This window comes from Chelativorans salis (assembly GCF_025336525.1).
Classification (GTDB): Bacteria; Pseudomonadota; Alphaproteobacteria; order Rhizobiales; family Rhizobiaceae; genus Chelativorans; species Chelativorans salis.
Genome location: NZ_JAOCZP010000001.1, coordinates 979638 through 998341, shown reverse-complemented (window position 1 = coordinate 998341; position 18704 = coordinate 979638). Strand labels below are relative to the sequence as shown.

Below are 18704 nucleotides of genomic sequence, written 5' to 3'. Positions count from 1 at the left end.
GGCCTTCTCAATTTCGGTTTCCCACGCTACATGGCAGACGCTTCCCGCGCATAGCTGGATGACCAATTGACCCCTCGCCTCCGCCGTGGTCAAACCGCGGGCAGGCGAGCACTACGGAGATGTTGCGGATGAGCGATCGCGTCGAGATCAACGGGCTGAAGATCGCCCGTGCACTGCATGATTTTACGGTGGAGGAAGCGCTTCCCGGCACCGGCGTCGACGCGGAAACCTTCTGGTATGCGCTGTCCGACATCGTGCATGCGCTCTCGCCGAAGAACCGGGCGCTGCTTGCCGCGCGAGATGAGATGCAGGCGAGGATCGACACCTGGTACCGCGAAAACGGCGCACCGGGCGATCCGGCCGTCTACGAGGCATTCCTGCGCGAGGTCGGCTATTTGCTGCCGGAGGGGCCGGATTTCCAGGTGACGACTTCGGATGTCGATCCCGAGGTCGCTCAAGTCGCCGGCCCGCAGCTCGTCGTGCCGGTGATGAACGCGCGCTATGCGCTAAACGCCGCCAATGCCCGCTGGGGCTCGCTCTACGACGCCCTTTACGGCACCGACGCTATCCCAGAGGAGAGCGGCGCGGAGCGCGGCAAGGCGTACAACCCGAAACGCGGCGAGAAGGTCATCGCCTGGGCGAAGGCTTTCCTTGACGAGGTGGCGCCGCTCGATGGTGCGAAGTGGGCAGAGGTGACCGGGATTGAGGCCGGCAAGGACCTGCGGCTCTCGACCGCAGGGAGCACCGTTTCCCTGAAACAATCAGGGCAATATGCAGGCCATGCCGAAGGCGAGGGCGGTTGGCGGCACATCCTTCTTGTCAACGACGGTCTCGGTATCGAAATCCTTCTCAACCGCGACTACGGCCCAGGAAAGACCGACCCCGCTGGCATTGCCGGCATCAACCTCGAAGCGGCGCTGACGACGATCATGGACTGCGAGGACTCTGTGGCAGCCGTCGATGCCGAGGACAAGGTCCTCGTCTACCGCAATTGGCTCGGGTTGATGAAGGGTGACCTGACCGAAACCTTCGAGAAAGGCGGCGAGACGATTACGCGCAAGCTCTATGGCGATTTCACTTACACCGCGCCCGACGGCTCGCCTTTCCCCGTCAAATGCCGCTCCTTGATGCTGGTTCGCAATGTCGGCCACCTGATGACCAACCCCGCGATCCTCGACCGCGAGGGCAACGAGGTGCCCGAAGGTGTCATGGACGCCATGTTCACCGCCATGATCGCCCTCCACGACATCGGCCCCAACGGCCGCCATATGAACAGCCGTGCCGGCTCCATGTATGTGGTGAAGCCGAAGATGCACGGACCGGAGGAGGTGGCTTTCGCAGTCGATCTCTTCGGCCGCGTCGAGGATGCGCTCGGCATGCGCGCCAACACCATGAAAATGGGCATCATGGACGAAGAGCGGCGCACCACTATCAACCTGAAGGAATGCATCCGCGCAGCCTCCGAGCGCGTTGTCTTCATCAACACCGGCTTCCTCGACCGCACCGGCGATGAGATCCACACCTCCATGGAAGCCGGCCCAATGATCCGCAAGGGTGACATGAAGGGCGCGCCCTGGATCAAGGCCTATGAGGACTGGAACGTCGACATCGGCCTTCAATGTGGCCTTTCCGGCCATGCGCAGATCGGCAAGGGTATGTGGGCCATGCCCGACCTGATGGCCGCCATGCTGGAGCAGAAGATCGGCCACCCGAAAGCCGGCGCCAACACCGCCTGGGTGCCTTCGCCCACCGCCGCCGCCCTGCATGCCACGCACTACCACAAGGTCGACGTGAAGGTGGTCCAGGAAAGCCTGAAGAACCGCCCGCGCGCCAAGCTCTCCGATATCCTCTCCGTACCCGTGGCGGTCAGACCCAACTGGACGCCCGAGGAAATCCAGCGTGAACTGGATAACAACGCGCAAGGGATCCTGGGATACGTGGTGCGCTGGGTGGACCAGGGCGTCGGCTGCTCCAAGGTGCCGGATATCAATGACATCGGCTTGATGGAGGACCGTGCCACACTCCGCATCTCCTCCCAGCACATCGCCAACTGGCTGCATCACGGCGTGGTGTCCCGCGAACAAGTGATGGAGACCATGAAGCGCATGGCCGAGGTGGTTGACCGGCAAAACGAGGGCGACCCGAACTACGAGCCCATGGCGCCGGACTTCGATGCCTCCATCGCCTTCCAGGCCGCCTGCGACCTCGTCTTCAAGGGGCGCGAGCAGCCGAATGGCTATACGGAGCCGATTCTGCATGCGCACCGGCTGGAAAAGAAGGCACGGGATGGGCACGGGGATGCAGCTAAGACCTCCACGGCCTGATGAAGGCTCCGCTTTGACGTCGCTCTGCCTGCGCGCGAAGGCGGTGCACGGTTATGATGAGGCTTTCATAGAGGCCTGCCGCAACGAGTTGACGGTCGATCCCACCAGCTCCGGCTTGGTCGTTGCCGAAGACGGTGCAATACCAGTCGGGCTGGCCGAAGTCGTCATCGCCGGGGAACGTGCGGAGTTGGAAAAGCTGTTTGTTGAGCCGGAGTGTCACGGAAGGGGCCTCGGACGGAGGCTCTTTGAATGGGCGAAGGCGGAGGCGAAGAGCCATGGTGCGTGCGAGATCGTGATCGATTCGGACCCTGGCGCGGCGGCTTTCTACGAAAGGATGGGGGCAGCCGTGATGGGACAGTCGCCTTCGGGCTCCATAGCGGGCCGGCTTCTGCCGCGCCTCCGGCTACCGCTGGAATTAGGCTGAAGAGGCCCGAGCCACCTGCAGAAAACAGCAATGAACATCCTCGCCATCGACACCGCGGCCGCCCTCTGCGCAGCCTGCGTCTACGATTCCATCGCCGATAGGGAAAAGGGCAGGGCGATACTCGACCTTGGCAAGGGCCACGCCGAGCATGTCATGAGCGTCATCGGCAGTGCGCTGCAAAACGCCGGCGTCCCCTATGACGCACTCGATGCCGTCGCCGTCTCCGTCGGCCCCGGCTCGTTCACCGGGGTCCGCGTTGGCGTGGCCGCCGCGCGGGGGTTGGCGCTTGCGTTGAAGGTCCCGGCCATCGGCGTCACCACGCTCGAAGCGCTGGCAGCCGAAGCGCGCGAATCCTTCCCTCATCGCGCAATACTCGCCGTCACCGGTAACAGAGCGGAAAGTCTCGCCACAGCCCGTTTCGATGCAGCCGGCGCCTGTGTCGAGGGGCCGGCTTTGGCCACCGTCGAGGCAGTCGCCGAGATCGCGCGCGCCGAGCGCCCCGTCCTCGCCGGCGATGCGGCGGGCTTGGTCGCCGAGGCAGCGGGCGGCGCTTTCGACATGGGGCCGCAAAGGGCGACGGCGGATATCCTTTTCTACGCCCGCATTGCTGCCGGGCGCCCCGCCGGCGAAAAACCGAAACCGCTCTATCTGCGCGCCCCGGACGCCAAGCCGCAGGCTGCCTTCGCCCTTCCCCTGAAAGACCGGTAATGGCGCTCTCCTTCACCCCCTTCCGGCGGAGAGACTTCATTGTGCGCCCGCTAGAAAGCGAGGACAGCGAGGCGATCGCCGCTTTGCATGCGGAGGACTTCACGCGTCCATGGACGGGCGACGAATTCGCCGCGCTGATCGCCCAGGACACCGTCTTTGGCTTCGTCGCCATGGAGGTGGGTGCCGCCTGGGCAAAGCCGTCCGGCTTCGTTCTGGCCAGGCTGGCAGCGGGCGAGGCGGAGATCCTCACCATCGCCGTCTCCCGCCATCTTCGCGGCCGCGGCCTCGGCCGCATGCTGCTGGACGCCGTGCTGCGCACCCTGCATGCCGAACGCGCGGAGGCGCTCTTCCTGGAAGTGGACGAGAACAACCAGCCGGCCATCGCCCTCTATCGCCGCCTCGGCTTCCGCGAAGTCGGACGCCGCCCCCACTACTACGAGAACAACGCCGCAGCCCGCACCGACGCCCTCGTTATGCGGCGGGATTTACGGTAAGGCGTCGTGCGCAACAAATCTGCCCTCCCAACAATCCGCCTCGCCGGCGCGCTGTTGCTTGTGGCGGCCGGCACCGTGCCACTGGCGCTCGCGCAGGCGCTGGCGCTGCGCACCGGCTGGTGGAGCGATGGGATGGCGCCGCAGCTCTGGCATCGGCTGATCCTCAAGGTGCTGGGCATTCGCGTGCATATCAAGGGCGCCGTGGCGGCGGAGCGGCCGCTGCTGATCGCGGCAAACCACATCTCGTGGACCGATATCATGGTGCTGGGCTCGATCGGCGGCATGAATTTCATTGCCAAGTCGGACGTTCGGTCCTGGCCGGTGATGGGTCCACTGGCGCGGCTGCAGCGCACCGTCTTCGTCGAGCGCGAGCGCAGGCGCGCCTCGTCCGGGCAGATGCGCGAGATCGCCGCGCGTCTAGCGGACGGCGACCCGATGGTGCTGTTCGCCGAGGGCACGACCGGGGGCGGAAGCCGCGTTCTGCCCTTCAAGTCCACGCTCTTCGGCGCCGCGCAGCTCGCGCTCGGTGCGCTCAAGGCAGAGCGCGTCTTGGTGCAGCCGGCAGCCATCGCCTATATGCGCAAAAATGGCCTGCCTCTCGACCAGCGCGAGCGGGGAGACATCGCCTGGATCGGCGATACTGCGCTCATCCCGCATCTAAGGACCATGCTCGGCGCAGGCGTGATCGATGTCGAGGTGCGCTTCGGCGAGCCGATCCCGTTTTGCGCGGAATCGGACCGCAAGTCGGTGGCCCGCGCCGCCGAAAACGAAGTGCGGCGGATGTTCGTGGCGGCGCTGCGCCGGCGCGAGGCGTAAAGTGAACGCGGCGGCCTACAAAAACCGTCTGTTTTTTGACCTCCAAAGACGCTAGGTAACCGGCATGGAACAGAATGCGACGCCGGAGATTATCAGCCACGAGGAAGCGCCCGAGACGGGCGCGGCGCGTGCTGCGCCCAAGAAGGTCTTCGTCAAGACCTATGGCTGCCAGATGAACGTTTACGATTCCCAGCGCATGGCTGATGCGCTGGCGGCCGATGGCTATCGTCCGACGGAAGCGATCGAGGACGCCGACCTCGTGCTCCTGAACACTTGCCATATCCGCGAGAAGGCGGCGGAAAAGGTCTATTCCGAGCTGGGCCGCATCCGCCGGCTCAAGGAAGAGCGCGCCAGGAACGGCCGCGAGACGGTGATCGGCGTGGCCGGCTGCGTCGCGCAGGCGGAAGGGCGCGAGATCCTGCGCCGTGCGCCGGCGGTCGACCTCGTCATCGGTCCGCAGACCTACCACCGCCTGCCATCCGTCGTCAGCCGGGCGAGGGGCGGCGAGAAGATCGTCGAGACCGATTACGCCATAGAGGATAAGTTCGAGCATCTGCCGGCGCCCGAGCGCAAGGCCGTCCGGAGCCGCGGCGTCACCGCCTTCCTTACTGTGCAGGAGGGCTGCGACAAGTTCTGCACCTTCTGCGTGGTGCCCTATACGCGGGGTTCGGAAGTCTCGCGGCCGGTCAGTCAGATCGTCGCCGAGGCCGAGCGGCTGGCCGAGGCCGGCGTGCGCGAGGTCACACTGCTCGGCCAGAACGTCAACGCCTGGCATGGCGAGGGCGCCGACGGGCGCGAATGGGGCCTGGGGGAGCTTCTCTTCCGCCTGGCGGAGGTTCCCGGCATCGAGCGGCTGCGCTACACGACCAGCCATCCGCGCGACATGGACGATGCGCTGATCGCCGCTCACCGCGATCTGCCGAAGCTGATGCCCTATCTGCACCTACCAGTGCAGGCCGGCTCGGACCGAATCCTCAAGGCCATGAACCGCCGCCATACGGCCAAGGACTATCTACGCCTGATCGATCGGATCCGCGCCGCCCGCCCCGACATCGCCATGTCGGGCGATTTCATCGTCGGCTTTCCCGGCGAGACGGATGCGGATTTCGAGGGCACGATGCGCATCGTGCGCGAGGTCGGCTATGCACAGGCCTTTTCCTTCAAGTATTCGCCGCGGCCGGGAACGCCCGGCGCGGACATGAAGGACCAGGTGGCCGAGGCCGTGAAGAACGAGCGCCTGCAGCGGCTTCAAGCCCTGCTCACCGAGCAGCAGCGCTCGTTTGCTCAAAGCCTCGTCGGTACGACCATCGATCTTCTGTTGGAGAAGCCCGGCCGCGAGGCGGGCCAGCTTGTCGGCCGCTCGCCTTGGCTGCAGCCGGTGATTGTCGATGACGGGGCCGGCGAAATCGGCGATATTGTGGAAGTGCGAATAAGGCAGGCGGGCCCCAACAGCTTGTTTGCCGATCCGGTGCGGTCTATCGATTTAGGCAAGGCCCGAGTGGCCACCTCGAAGGAGGAACACGTTTGACGGCTGGCACGCAGTTGAAGAATACGCCCTCCGGGGCGTCCGACATGGCGCACATCGTGCTGACCTTCGACAATAACAAGCTTGCTGGCGTCCTGTACGGCCCGTTCGATGAGAACCTGGCGCGCATCGAGCAGAAGCTGGGCGTCGACATCCATTCCAAGGGTAACCAGCTTGCCGTCAAGGGCGAGCCGATCGCCGCCGAGCAGGCGCGCCGGGCGCTCGATTATCTGTATGACCTCGTGCAGGGCGGCACGGAGCTTTCGGCTTCCGAGGTGGACGGCGCGGTGCGCCTGGCGCAGGCGGCCGATGATCAGTTGAGCCTCCCCACCATGGAAGGCAAGGGAAAGCTCGCGGCAGCCCAAATCACCACGCGCAAGCGTACGGTCTACGCCCGTTCGCCCAACCAGGACGCCTACATGCGCGCATTGGAGCGCTCCGAGCTCGTCTTCGGCATCGGGCCCGCGGGCACCGGAAAGACTTTTTTGGCCGTCGCCTACGCCGCCATGCTGCTCGAGCGCGGCATGGTCGACCGCATCGTCCTGTCGCGGCCGGCGGTCGAGGCGGGCGAGCGGCTCGGCTTCCTGCCCGGCGACATGCGCGAGAAGGTCGACCCCTATCTGCGCCCACTCTACGACGCGCTCTACGACATGATGCCAGCCGACAAGGTGGAGCGCGCGCTCGCCGCCGACGTGATCGAGATTGCCCCGCTCGCCTTCATGCGCGGGCGCACGCTCAACAACGCCGTGGTGATCCTCGACGAGGCGCAGAACACCACGCCCATGCAGATGAAGATGTTCCTGACGCGACTGGGCGAGAACGGCCGCATGATCGTGACCGGCGACCCCAGCCAGATCGACCTGCCGCCGAACACCAAGTCGGGCCTCGTGGAGGCGTTGCAGGTGCTGAAGGATGTGCAGGGCATCGTCACCGTCCGCTTCAACGAGAAGGACGTGGTGCGCCATCCGCTGGTAGCCGCTATCGTCGAAGCCTACGACAGCAAGATGCCCGGCGGCTCACCGTCGCCCAGGAAAGATGCCTGACCGACAGCCGTCGCCGCCCCCCGATATCGCCATCGACATCGCGGTGGAGGCTGATGGCTGGCCGGCGGAGGAGGCGTTGCAGCGACTGGCCAAGGAAGCGGTGGTAGCCGCCGCCGCCGCAACGGGTGCCGGCAGCGGCCAGACGCTCGGCATCCTTTTCACGGACGATGAAAACATCCGCACCCTGAACGCTCGCTTCCGTGGCAAGGACAAGCCGACCAACGTGCTGTCATTCCCCGCTCCGCCCGGCATGGCGCCGCCTAGCACGCCACCGCATATGGGGGATATCGCGCTCGCCCGCGAGACGATCGTCCGCGAGGCCAACGCGGAAGGAAAGGCTTTCGACCATCATTTGACCCATCTTGTCATTCACGGTTTTCTTCATCTCGCGGGCTATGATCACGAGACAGGACAGGAGGCGGAGGAGATGGAAAGCCTGGAAAGGCGCATCCTGAAGGGCCTTGCCATTGGCGATCCCTATGCATAACTGTGTAGGTGAAACGACTGAAAGACGATGACGGATACATCAATGATCGCCGCCGAGCGCGCGCCGGACGGCGAAAGCGGTACTCCCGCGGAGGGAGAAGAGGGGTCGAGTAGACCGCCTCGACGCGCCCAGACCCGACCAACGTTTCTTCGACGGCTCGCGGGTTTCCTGGGAGTGCGCAACGGCTCGTCCCTGCACGACGATCTTGCCGAAGTGCTCCACGAACACACAGCCGACACGGCTCCCTTCTCTGCGGGGGAGCGGGCGATGCTGCAGAACATCCTGCGCCTGCGCGAGTTGCGCGTGGAGGATGTCATGGTGCCGCGCGCCGACATCGAGGCGGTCGATCTCTCCACGACCCTGGGCGAGCTTTTGAACATTTTCGAGCGCGGAGCCCATTCGCGCATGCCGGTCTACGCCGAATCGCTCGATGACCCACGCGGCATGGTGCATATCCGCGACGTGGTGGCCCATCTCATCCGCACCTCCCGCCAGAAGAAGGGGCGCGGCGGCCGCAAGAGCGCGGCCCAGCCGCTCGACCTCGCCAATGTCGATCTCGGCCGCACCATCGAGGAGCTCAGCATCATGCGGCCGCTGCTTTTCGTGCCGCCGTCCATGCTCGCCTCCGACCTTATGGCGCGCATGCAGGCCAGCCGCACGCAGATGGCGCTCGTCATCGACGAATATGGCGGCACCGACGGTCTCGTCTCGCTGGAGGACATCGTCGAGATGGTCATCGGCGACATCGAGGACGAACACGACGAAGACGAGCCGATGATCGAGCAGACGGGCGACGGCATCTTCGTCGTCGACGCGCGCGCCGAGATCGATGACGTGACCAAGGCCATCGGCGACGGCTTCGGCGCCGGCGAGCACGCCGAGGACGTGGACACGATCGGCGGCATGATCTTCAACACGCTTGGCCGCGTGCCGGCGCGCGGCGAGGTGGTGCAGGCGATCCCCGGCTTCGAGTTCCACGTGCTCGATGCCGATCCGCGCCGCGTCAAGCGCGTCCGCATCGTCCAGGGCCGCACCGCCGAGCGCCGCCGCCGCATCCTCAAGCCGATAGCCGAGAAGTAGGACGCTTTACCGAAACACCTTCCCCGCCAGCACCACACGCGCCGCCGCCGTATAGAGCGTGACCGCCGCGAAGACATAGGCGATGAGGGGAAACCAGCCGGGATACAAACAGGCAAGCGCAAAGGCGATCAGCGTCTCGCCGGCTTCCGCCAGCCCGGTCGTGAAGAAGAAGGACTTCTCGCCCCGCTCCAGCGTCTTCATGCGGCGCTTTTCCGCCAGCACCGCATAGGCGAGGAAGCTCGCGCCGTTGACGTAAAAGGCAAAGAGCAGGAACGCACCGGCCATGCCGTTGGCGCCGGGATCGTAGAGGACGAAGCCGAGAGGAATGACGCCGTAATAGGCGAAATCGAAGACGATATCGATATAGCCGCCGAAATCCGTGCTGCCCCTTATGCGCGCCACCGCGCCGTCCAGCCCGTCGCCCAGCCGGCTCAGGACGATGAGCGCAAGCGCAGTCCAGAAATGGCCGCTGGCGATGGCCGCTGCGGCGCCGAGGCCGGCAAATAAGCTCGATACCGTCACGGCGTTGGCCGAAACGCCTACTGCCGCCAACCTTACCGCCAGCATGGCAAGAACTGGCTCCAGCCTGCGTCTAGCCCAACCGTCTATCACCCTTCTCTCCTGCCCGGTCTTTACCCAAATTGACCTATAGCCTTGCCGGATACATATCACCTGTCACAATGTCGTCAGAGCCTTGCGAGGCAGCGAGCGGCAGGGCGGAACCATGTACCGAGCGATAACCCACGATATAGAAGTGTGTGTCGAGCCCTTCTTCCTTCCCGAGCGATCGGACCCGGAGGAATGCCGCTATGTCTGGGCCTATCAGATCACGATCGCCAATTTTTCCCGCGAAAAGGTTAAGCTGATTCTGCGCTACTGGCACATCACCGACGGGCTCGGACGCGTGCAGGAGGTGCAGGGCGAAGGTGTTATAGGCGAGCAACCCGAGCTCGAGCCCGGCGACAGCTATCAATATACCTCCGCCTGCCCGCTGACGACGTCTTCCGGCATCATGGCGGGGCGCTATACGATGCAGAACGCGCGTGGGGCGACCTTCGACGTAGATATCCCGGCCTTCTCCCTCGATCTGCCGGGCGAGCGGGTTTCGCTCAACTGACGCCGCCGATCAGGCGGACGGATATGCAGGCGCCCCCTTCGCGCCCCCCTCTGTCCCGCCGGACATCTCCCCCACAAGGGGAGATTGCGCTGACCGCTCGCTTGGGCGCTTCTTCTGCAACGCTGATGATTGGCGAAGGTCGCCGCCACGGCCAATCTCCCCCTCGTGGGGGAGATGCCCGGCAGGGCAGAGGGGTGTGAAGGACGCCGCCAATCCTAAGGGACGGCTGATCCATCTCCATGGATCCCCCTCTAGCATCGACTTCTCCCACCGCCGTTTCGGGCGCAGCGACGCCAGCGTGCATCTACCTACAATATGGACAATCGTATTGACATTGAAACATATGTTCCATAGTCAGGAGGGAACCACGCAGTTTCCGGGAGGACTGACAGAATGGCCACGAACGTTGCCCTGATCGGGCTTGCGCGCGATCTCGCGGAGCGGGAGAAGGCCGGCCGGCCGATCCGCATCGGCCTCGTCGGCTCCGGCGAGATGGGCACCGACATCGTCACCCGCGTCGCCCACATGGCGGGCATCGAGATCGGCGCCATCGCCGAACTGAACCTGCCGGCCGCAACCAGGGCCGTCGACATCGCCTATCGGGAAGCGGGCCATGCGCTCGAGGTCTCCAGCGCTTCCGCGATGAGCGAGGCCATGGAGGCGGGCAAGGTTGCGGCGACGGCGGACGCCGATCTCGTCATCGGCAACGATCTCATCGACGTGGTGGTCGACGCCACCGGCGTGCCTTCCGTCGGTGCCGAGATCGGCCTCCGCGCCATGGAGCACGGCAAGCATCTGGTCATGATGAACGTCGAGGCCGACGTCACCATCGGCGCTTACCTGAAAAGCGAGGCCGACCGCCTGGGCGTCACCTATTCGCTCGGCGCCGGCGACGAGCCGTCCTCCTGCATGGAGTTGATCGAATTCGTCTCCGCCATGGGCCACCCCATCGTCGCCGCCGGCAAGGGCAAGAATAACCCGCTCAACATCGACGCCACGCCCGATGCCTACCGGGAAGAGGCCGAGCGCCGCAACATGAACCCGCGCATGCTGGTCGAGTTCGTCGACGGCTCCAAGACGATGGTGGAGATGGCCGCGATTGCCAACGCCACCGGCCTCGTCCCGGACAAGCCCGGTATGCACGGTCCAGCCGCCACGCTGGGCGAGCTCTCCTCGACACTGATCCCTCAGAAGGATGGCGGCGTACTCTCTCGCATCGGCGTCGTCGACTATTCCATCGGCAAGGGCGTCGCCCCCGGCGTCTTCGTGGTCGCCGACATGTCGCATCCGCGCATATCGGAGCGCATGGAAGACCTGAAGATGGGCAAGGGTCCCTATTTCACCTTCCACCGCCCCTACCATCTCACCTCGCTGGAAGTGCCGCTCACCTGCGCCCGGGTCGTCCTCTATGGCAAGGCCGACATGGTGCCGCTGTCGCGCCCCGTGGCGGAAGTCTGTGCCGTGGCCAAGAAGGACCTGAAGCCCGGCGACACGCTCGATGCCATCGGCGAATACTGCTACCGCGCCTGGATCATGACGGCCGAGGAGGCGCGCGGCGCCAACGCCGTTCCCTGCGGCCTCCTCCAGGGCGGCTCCGTCACGGCGCCCATCGCCAAGGGCGAGCTCATCACCCACGCGAATGCCGCTCTCGCGCCCGGCTCGAAGATAGCCGAACTGCGCGCAAGGCAGGACGAGCTCGTTATCGAAACCACGGGAGGCTGACCATGGCGACGCGCGCAAGCGCCGGAGCGGCCGAGGCCGGCGCCAACCTGCCCTTCCTCTACCGTCACCATGACAAGGACGCCCTGAAAGAGGCCCTCTACAAGATGCATCTCATCCGCCTCTTCGAGGAGGGGGCGGAAGAGTCCTACATGCGCGGCCTCATCCACGGCACGATGCATCTGTCCATCGGCCAGGAGGCTAGTGCAGTCGGCATCTGCCTGCCGCTCACCGACGACGACCAGATCACCTCGACCCACCGCGGCCATGGCCACTCCATCGCCAAGGGCGCCGACGTAGCGAGGATGTTCGCCGAATTCTTCGGCAAGACCACGGGCTATTGCCGCGGCCGCGGCGGCTCCATGCACATCGCCGACGTGTCGAAGGGCAATCTCGGCGCCAACGGCATCGTCGGCGGCGGCATCCCCATCGCCGTCGGCGCCGCGCTCTCGGCCAAGCAGCTCAAGAACTGCAAGGTCGTCGTCTGCTTCTTCGGCGACGGCGCCAACAACGAGGGCGCCTTCCACGAGGCGCTCAACATGGCCGCCATCTGGAAGCTGCCGGTCGTCTTCGTGTGCGAGAACAACCAGTACGGCATGTCCACCTCCGCCGAGCGCTCCACCGCCGTAAAGGACATCGCAGAGCGCGCGGCCGCCTATTCGATGCCGGGCGTGATCGTCAACGGCAACGTGCTGTCGGATGTGGCGGAGGCCTCCCACCAGGCCGTCCAGCGCGCGCGGGCGGGCGAGGGGCCGACGCTGATCGAATCGAAAACCTACCGCTATCGCGGCCACTCCAAGAGTGACCGCAACCGCTACCGCACAAAGGACGAGATCGAGGACTGGATGACCAACCGCGATCCCATCGCCCTCTACGAGGCCGAATTGAAGGCGCTGGGCATTTTCGGCCAGGACGAGATCGACGTCGTGCGCGCGGCAGCGGCGAAGGAGATCGCGGCAGGCATCGAATTTGCCAAGGAAAGCCCGTCTCCCGAGACCACCGACCTCGAGCAATACGTCTACACGGAGCCCGCGTAATGGTCGCTCGGCTGCGTGAACTGAGCTACGCACAGGCGATCCAGGAGGCCATGGCGCTCGCCATGGAGGCGGACGAGCGCGTCTTCCTGATGGGCGAGGATATCGGCGTCTATGGCGGCGCCTTCCAGGTCACGGGCGATCTCGTCAACCGCTTCGGCGAAGAGCGGGTGATGGATACGCCCATTTCCGAGCTCGGCGGCGCCGGCGTCGCCGTGGGTGCTGCCGTCACCGGCATGCGGCCAATCTTCGAATTCCAGTTCTCCGACTTCGCCACGCTCGCCATGGAGCAGATCGTCAACCAGGCGGCCAAGATGCGCTTCATGCTGGGAGGCGCCGTCTCGGTGCCCGTCGTCATGCGCTTTCCGGCAGGCTCCGGCACGGGCGCGGCGGCCCAGCACAGCCAGAGCCTTGAAGCCTGGCTCGGCCACGTGCCCGGCCTCAAGGTCATCCAGCCGGCGACACCGCACGATGCCAAGGGCATGCTTCTCGCCGCGATCGAGGATCCCGACCCGGTGATGATCTTCGAGCACAAGCTTCTCTACAAGATGAAGGGTTCTGTGCCGGAGGGGCACTACACCGTGCCCATCGGCAAGGCCGAGATTCGCCGCGAGGGTCGCTATCTCACCGTCGTCGCCACCTCAATCATGGTGCACAAGGCGCTGGAGGCGGCGAAAGCGCTGGAAGGGGAGGGGATCGATGTCGAGGTCGTCGACCTTCGCACCGTCCGCCCGATGGACCGCGAGACCGTCATCGACAGCGTCAAGAAGACAAGCCGGCTGCTCACCGTCTACGAGGGCGTCAAGACACTGGGCATCGGCGCCGAGGTCAGCGCCATGATCGCCGAGAGCGACGCCTTCGACTTTCTGGACGCACCCATCGTCCGCCTGGGCGGTGCCGAAACGCCAATCCCCTACAACCCGGAACTCGAAAGGGCCACCGTGCCCCAGGTGCCCGACATCGTGGCCGCCGCCCGCGATCTCGTGAGAGGGGCGCGCTAGCAATGCCCGTGGAGGTCATCCTGCCGAAAGTCGACATGGACATGGCGACAGGGCGGATCTCGCGCTGGCACGTCGAGGAAGGCGCGGCCGTCGAAAAGGGCGACCTCCTGTTCGAGATCGAGACCGACAAGGCAGCCATGGAGATCGACGCCCCGGCAGGCGGGATCGTCGGCGATATCTCCGGCAAGGAGGGCGTGGATATCCCCGTCGGCCAGGCGGTAGCGTGGATTTACGCGGAAGGCGAAGCCACACCTTCCTCCCCCCTTGCGGGGGAGGTGCCCGCGAAGCGGGCGGAGGGGGGTGGTGGCGATCGCGTGCCGACTTCCGAGGAAGGCGCGCGACCTTCACCACCCCCACCCGTCCAACCGCCTACGGCGGCTGTCCACCCTCCCCGCAAGGGGGAAGGAAAGGGCGTCCGTGCCTCTCCACTCGCCCGCCGCATTGCCAAGGAAGCCGGCATCGACCTTGCCGCCGTCTCCGGCTCCGGCCCGCGCGGCCGCGTGGTGAAGGCCGATGTCGAGGCGGCGATTTCCGGCGGCGCAGCGAAAGCGCCCGCCGCCCGGGCGCCCGAGGCCCCGGCGCCCAAGCCCATGTCGGACGAGCAGGTCTTGAGGCTCTTCGAGGAAGGCTCCTACGAGCTCGTGCCCCACGACGGCATGCGCAAGACCATCGCCCGCCGCCTGGTCGAGGCGAAGTCCACCATCCCGCACTTCTACCTGACGCTGGACTGCGAGATCGACGCGCTGCTGGCGCTCCGCAAGCAGCTCAATGCCGCCGCCCCCATGGTCAAGACCGAGGACGGCGAGAAGCCGGCCTACAAGCTGTCGGTCAACGATTTCATCATCAAGGCCATGGCCCTGGCGCTGATGGCCGTGCCTGACGCCAACGCCTCGTGGACCGAGAGCGCCATGGTCAAACACAAGCATGCCGATGTCGGGGTGGCTGTGGCCATTCCCGGCGGGCTGATCACGCCGATCGTGCGCCGGGCCGAGGCAAAGACCCTGTCGGCGATCTCCAACGAGATGAAGGATCTCGCGACCCGCGCCAGGAACCGCAAGCTGAAGCCGGAGGAGTATCAGGGCGGCACGACGGCGGTCTCCAATCTCGGCATGTACGGCATCAAGGACTTTGCCGCCGTCATCAACCCGCCGCACGCCACCATTCTGGCGGTCGGCGCGGGCGAAGAGCGGGCGGTGGTGAAGGACGGCGAGATCAAGCCCGCCACCATCATGTCGGTGACGCTGTCGACCGACCACCGCGCCGTCGACGGGGCGCTCGGCGCCGAACTGCTTTCCGCCTTCAAGCGGCTGGTGGAGAACCCGTTTGGGATGCTGGTGTAGCACCTTTCCATCCCCCCTGAGCTCGTCGAAGGGGGGAAAATGATGCGAGTTCGGGGTCCGGCAAAGCCGAAGAAAGACTCCACCCCAGCAAGCGCTCGCTCGCCTCAGCTCGCCCTGACCGAGGACGACACCGCAGCAGCCCCGCCGGCGGCCTGCACGGAGCGCGTGCCCGCGGCGATTGCCGCCGAAAGGCAGGCCTCGAGGCTCCTGCCGTCAAGCCAAGCATCCAACAGCCCGGCATTGAACGCATCCCCCGCACCGGTCGTATCGACAACGCGAACCTTCCGGGCAGGAAGCACGCAAACCTCGCCGCCCACGCTCAGCATCCCGCCCTCGGCCCCGAGCTTCAGCGCCACGAGCGGGAACCGGGCCGACAGCGCCTGAAGCGCCTCTTCCGGCGGCTCTCTCCCCGTCAGCACCCGTGCCTCCTCCAGATTGGGCAGAAACACATCGACCCCGGCGCAGCGATCGAGGAAGGACGGATCGCGGATAAGCGTGTCGTCCCAGCTCGGATCGAGCGAGACGGAAAGGCCGCGCTCCTTCGCCTGGCGCACAACGTCGTGCATCTCGGCAAGGGTCGCATATTCGGCGATATGCAGGTGCCGCGCCATTGGCCAGGAAAGCGCTGCGGCAAGAGTAGCCGGCTCCGCCGGCCCGGCACGCCGGGAAAGGAACGCCCGATCCTTGCCTTCGACCATCACCACGGTCACCTGCGGCCCGGCGGAAGGATGCCGATCGAGAAACTGCAGATCGATGCCCGGCAGCGCCAGCTGCGGCTCGATCGCCTGCGAGAGCGCGTCCGTCCCAAGCCGCGCCACCAGCGCCGTGGGCCGCCCGAGAGCGGCGCCATGCGCGGCGGTGATGAAGGCGCCCCCGCCGGCGGCCAGCGTCATCTCCTCCGCGAAAAGCTCGCGGCCGAGCCGCGGCATGCCGTCAAGGCCGGTAAAGACGAAATCGCAATAGATGCGGCCGAGGCTGACGATGGCCTCGCGGTCTGTTTTCTGCAACATCATAGCCGGCCCAACGCCCGCTCCGTCTTGGCGTCGAAGAGGTAGAGCGAACTGGGCGCGGCGACCGCCTTCACCGTACTGCCGACCGCCGGAATGACCCTCCCCGGCGCGGTCGCGATGGCCTCCGTACCGGCGATATCGAGATGCACGAGCGTTTCTGAACCCAAGGGTTCGGCGGCCGTGACGAGGCCGGAGACGGCAAGGCCATCGCCACCCCCGTCGCTGATCACCAGATCGTGCGGGCGCACACCCACCAGCACGTCCCCACCGGACATCTCGCTTGCATCGATGCCGGAAAGCTTCGCTCCCGGAAGCGCCAGCACCCCATCCTCGATCCGGCCGGGAACCAGGTTCATCGCCGGGCTGCCGATGAAGCGCGCCGTGAACACGTCGACCGGGTTCTCGTAGAGCTCCACCGGCGTGCCCACCTGCAAAATGCGCCCGTCGCGCATCACGACGATCCGGTCGGCCATGGTCATGGCCTCCACCTGGTCGTGCGTTACATAGACGACCGTGGTGCCGAGCCGCTGGTGCAGCCGTTTGATCTCGATACGCATCGCCGAGCGCAGCTGCGCGTCGAGGTTGGACAAGGGCTCGTCGAACAGAAACGCCACCGGATCGCGCACCATCGCCCGCCCGATGGCCACGCGCTGGCGCTGACCGCCGGAAAGCGCGGCCGGCCGCCGGTCGAGCAGGTCCTCGAGCCCCAGGATGCGCGCGGTCTCCAGGATGCGCTCCTGCTTCTCTGCCTTCGAAAGCTTCGAGGTATAGAGCCCGAAGCCGATGTTCCGGCCGACCGTCATATGCGGATAGATGGCGTAGTTCTGAAACACCATCGCCACATTGCGCTGCTTGGGCTCGCGCTGGTTCACCGTCTCGCCAGCGATCCTCAACACGCCGTTGGAAATATCCTCCAGCCCGGCGATCATCCTCAGCGTCGTCGACTTTCCGCAGCCCGACGGGCCGACGAAGACGACGAACTCGCCATCGTCGATGGCAAGATCGATACTCTGCACGGCGAGCACCTGACCGTATTTCTTGGTGAGACCGTTAAGCTCGATCCGCGCCATCAGCTTCGCTCCGTCAATGCGGTGAACTCTTCCTGCAACCGCCGCGCCGCCTCCGCCTGCCGCTCGGCGTTCTCCCGCGCCCGCGTGGCAAAGCCCCGCGCCTTCTCCCGGTATCCAGCCAACGCGCTACCAAGCGGCTCGGCCGCCGGCCCGCCAAAGCGGGTGCGAACGGCGACGAAATAATCGGGCGAGACCAGCTCGGCAAACATCACTTCATCAATCGCCGTCGCCCGCCCCGTCGCGTTGGCGAAGGCTTCGGCAAAAGCCGCATAACCGTCCGCCGCCAAATCCCTATCCACGGCCACCACCGCGCGCGCCGCCGCCGCCGCGATCTCATGCCCCTCGCGGAAGGACAATCCCTCCCGGCGCACCAGACTGTCGGCAAGCTCGGTGACGGTGATGCAGGAGCGGCGGATATTTGTCTCAACCCGCGCGGGATCGATCCTGATCTGCGAAACGACGGCGGCGAGAAGGTCGAGCACCCGATACCCGCTCTTGAAGGCTTGGTACCCCATCGCCTGCGTCTCGCCCTCCGAATCGTTCATGTCGGTGAACGGTGTATTGTGCATCACGTCGAGCATTGCCCGCGCCCGCCCGAACGTCTGGCTCGCCAGGTGCCTGAGGTGCTCGATGGGCACCGGGTTGCGCTTCTGCGGCATGATGGAGGAGATCTGTACCAGCGCATTCGGCACATAGACCTGCCCCACCTCGAAGCTCGTCCAGAACTGCAAGTCCTGGATCGGCCGGCCGAGATGCAGGAACATCAGCTCCAGCGCTCCATAGGTGGCGGTTGCATAGTCCACCGCCGCGATGCAGCCATAGGAATTCTCCAGCGGCGCGGAAAAGCCCAGCAATTCCGCCACGCGCGCCCGGTTAATGGGAAAGCCCGACGTGGTGATGGCCGCCGCCCCCATCGGCGACAGATCGACGATCTTCCGCGCCTCGTGCACGCGCTCTATATCGCGCGTCAGCACCTCGATGACGGCCGAGAGATAGTGGCCAAAGGTCGTTGGCTGCGCCGGCTGCCCATGGGTATAGGCAACGATCAGCGTTTCCTTCTCGCGCTCGGCCGCCTCCATCAGTGCCTCCAGCAGCGCCTGCGCCTTGTCCAGCAGCACATCGATCCGCTCCTTCAGCGCCAGCTTGAGGAGCGTGTGGTCGATGTCGTTGCGCGAGCGCGCCGTATGCAGCCGGCCGGCTAAATCCGGTCCCAGCCGCGCCTTCAACTCTTTCTCGATCAGGAAGAAGAAATCCTCCACCTCGCCAGTGTAGGCGAGTTTCGAGACGTCGACATCGCGGTCAATCTCAATCAGTGCCTTGGCGATCGCCGCCGCCTGCTCGTCGCTCAGGATCCCCGTCTCCGACAGCATCACGAGATGCGCCCGGTCGATGGCGCGGAAGCCTTCGACATGATGCGCCTTGGCGCCGTCAAAGAGAGGCTTGAGCACCGTCTCCTTGTAGACCGGATCGGGGAAGCTGCTTTTGTCGGTCTTGCGCGGGTCGTCGCTCATC

General features: G+C 65.6%; 18 protein-coding genes. 14 read left to right on the top strand and 4 right to left on the bottom strand.

All coding sequences use genetic code 11. The annotated features are described in order from the left end of the window. The first annotated feature begins 128 nt into the window (after positions 1-128). The 9 genes from N5A92_RS04725 to N5A92_RS04685 all read left to right on the top strand — a co-directional run bounded on the left by N5A92_RS04725 (position 129) and on the right by N5A92_RS04685 (position 8901). Positions 129-2324 (top strand): malate synthase G, encoded by a 2196-nt coding sequence (locus N5A92_RS04725; RefSeq protein WP_260900714.1) that lies wholly within the window; start codon positions 129-131, stop codon positions 2322-2324. 13 nt (positions 2325-2337) lie between these two features. Then, positions 2338-2748, top strand: a complete 411-nt coding sequence (locus tag N5A92_RS04720; protein ID WP_260900713.1) for a GNAT family N-acetyltransferase — start codon at positions 2338-2340, stop codon at positions 2746-2748. A 30-nt stretch (positions 2749-2778) separates the two neighbouring features. Continuing rightward, a complete protein-coding gene (gene tsaB, locus N5A92_RS04715; protein ID WP_260900712.1) occupies positions 2779-3456 on the top strand; it encodes a tRNA (adenosine(37)-N6)-threonylcarbamoyltransferase complex dimerization subunit type 1 TsaB in 678 nt (225 codons plus the stop codon). Next, positions 3456-3950 carry a ribosomal protein S18-alanine N-acetyltransferase gene (gene rimI, locus N5A92_RS04710; protein ID WP_260900711.1) on the top strand — a complete coding sequence of 165 codons (495 nt, stop codon included), beginning with the start codon at positions 3456-3458 and terminating at the stop codon, positions 3948-3950. Before tsaB ends, rimI begins: the two co-directional genes overlap by 1 nt. Positions 3951-3956: 6 nt before the next feature. Next, a complete protein-coding gene (gene olsA, locus N5A92_RS04705; RefSeq protein WP_260900710.1) occupies positions 3957-4766 on the top strand; it encodes a lyso-ornithine lipid O-acyltransferase in 810 nt (269 codons plus the stop codon). 64 nt (positions 4767-4830) lie between these two features. Continuing rightward, entirely contained in the window at positions 4831-6294 is a 1464-nt protein-coding gene (miaB, locus tag N5A92_RS04700) for a tRNA (N6-isopentenyl adenosine(37)-C2)-methylthiotransferase MiaB (protein ID WP_260900708.1), read from the top strand. Positions 6295-6338: 44 nt separating this feature from the next. Further along, positions 6339-7334 carry a PhoH family protein gene (locus tag N5A92_RS04695; protein ID WP_260901005.1) on the top strand — a complete coding sequence of 332 codons (996 nt, stop codon included), beginning with the start codon at positions 6339-6341 and terminating at the stop codon, positions 7332-7334. Then, positions 7327-7821 carry an rRNA maturation RNase YbeY gene (gene ybeY, locus N5A92_RS04690; RefSeq protein ID WP_260900707.1) on the top strand — a complete coding sequence of 165 codons (495 nt, stop codon included), beginning with the start codon at positions 7327-7329 and terminating at the stop codon, positions 7819-7821. Before N5A92_RS04695 ends, ybeY begins: the two co-directional genes overlap by 8 nt. Positions 7822-7848: 27 nt before the next feature. Beyond that, the gene (locus N5A92_RS04685) at positions 7849-8901 is read left to right on the top strand and encodes a hemolysin family protein (RefSeq protein WP_260900706.1); all 1053 of its coding nucleotides are present in this window, start codon (positions 7849-7851) and stop codon (positions 8899-8901) included. 6 nt (positions 8902-8907) lie between these two features. Here the strand turns inward: N5A92_RS04685 and N5A92_RS04680 are convergent, their stop codons facing one another. Further along, the gene (locus tag N5A92_RS04680) at positions 8908-9513 is read right to left on the bottom strand and encodes a CDP-alcohol phosphatidyltransferase family protein (RefSeq protein ID WP_260900705.1); all 606 of its coding nucleotides are present in this window, start codon (positions 9511-9513) and stop codon (positions 8908-8910) included. Positions 9514-9625: 112 nt separating this feature from the next. Between N5A92_RS04680 and apaG the strand changes: the two genes are divergently transcribed. The 5 genes from apaG to N5A92_RS04655 all read left to right on the top strand — a co-directional run bounded on the left by apaG (position 9626) and on the right by N5A92_RS04655 (position 15112). After that, positions 9626-10018: a Co2+/Mg2+ efflux protein ApaG gene (apaG, locus tag N5A92_RS04675; RefSeq protein WP_260900704.1), complete on the top strand. Its 393-nt coding sequence runs from the start codon at positions 9626-9628 to the stop codon at positions 10016-10018. A gap of 393 nt (positions 10019-10411) precedes the next feature. Then, positions 10412-11740, top strand: coding sequence for an NAD(P)H-dependent oxidoreductase (locus N5A92_RS04670; protein ID WP_260900703.1), 1329 nt, complete (start codon positions 10412-10414; stop codon positions 11738-11740). Between the two features lie 2 nt (positions 11741-11742). Next, on the top strand, positions 11743-12774 hold the full coding sequence (locus tag N5A92_RS04665) for a thiamine pyrophosphate-dependent dehydrogenase E1 component subunit alpha (RefSeq protein WP_313958381.1): 1032 nt from the start codon (positions 11743-11745) through the stop codon (positions 12772-12774). Continuing rightward, on the top strand, positions 12774-13772 hold the full coding sequence (locus N5A92_RS04660) for an alpha-ketoacid dehydrogenase subunit beta (protein ID WP_260900702.1): 999 nt from the start codon (positions 12774-12776) through the stop codon (positions 13770-13772). Before N5A92_RS04665 ends, N5A92_RS04660 begins: the two co-directional genes overlap by 1 nt. Positions 13773-13774: 2 nt before the next feature. Further along, entirely contained in the window at positions 13775-15112 is a 1338-nt protein-coding gene (locus N5A92_RS04655) for a pyruvate dehydrogenase complex dihydrolipoamide acetyltransferase (protein ID WP_260900701.1), read from the top strand. 104 nt (positions 15113-15216) lie between these two features. On the opposite strand, the gene N5A92_RS04650 is transcribed toward N5A92_RS04655, so the two are convergent. From N5A92_RS04650 to argH, 3 genes are read right to left on the bottom strand one after another with little or no spacing between them, the layout of a single operon-like run. Next, positions 15217-16119 carry a carbohydrate kinase family protein gene (locus N5A92_RS04650; protein ID WP_260901003.1) on the bottom strand — a complete coding sequence of 301 codons (903 nt, stop codon included), beginning with the start codon at positions 16117-16119 and terminating at the stop codon, positions 15217-15219. A 2-nt stretch (positions 16120-16121) separates the two neighbouring features. Next, a complete protein-coding gene (locus N5A92_RS04645) occupies positions 16122-17192 on the bottom strand; it encodes an ABC transporter ATP-binding protein (RefSeq protein ID WP_260900700.1) in 1071 nt (356 codons plus the stop codon). Further along, positions 17192-18703: an argininosuccinate lyase gene (gene argH / locus N5A92_RS04640; RefSeq protein ID WP_260900699.1), complete on the bottom strand. Its 1512-nt coding sequence runs from the start codon at positions 18701-18703 to the stop codon at positions 17192-17194. The genes N5A92_RS04645 and argH overlap by 1 nt, the downstream gene beginning before the upstream one ends. Between the last annotated feature and the right edge of the window lies 1 nt (position 18704).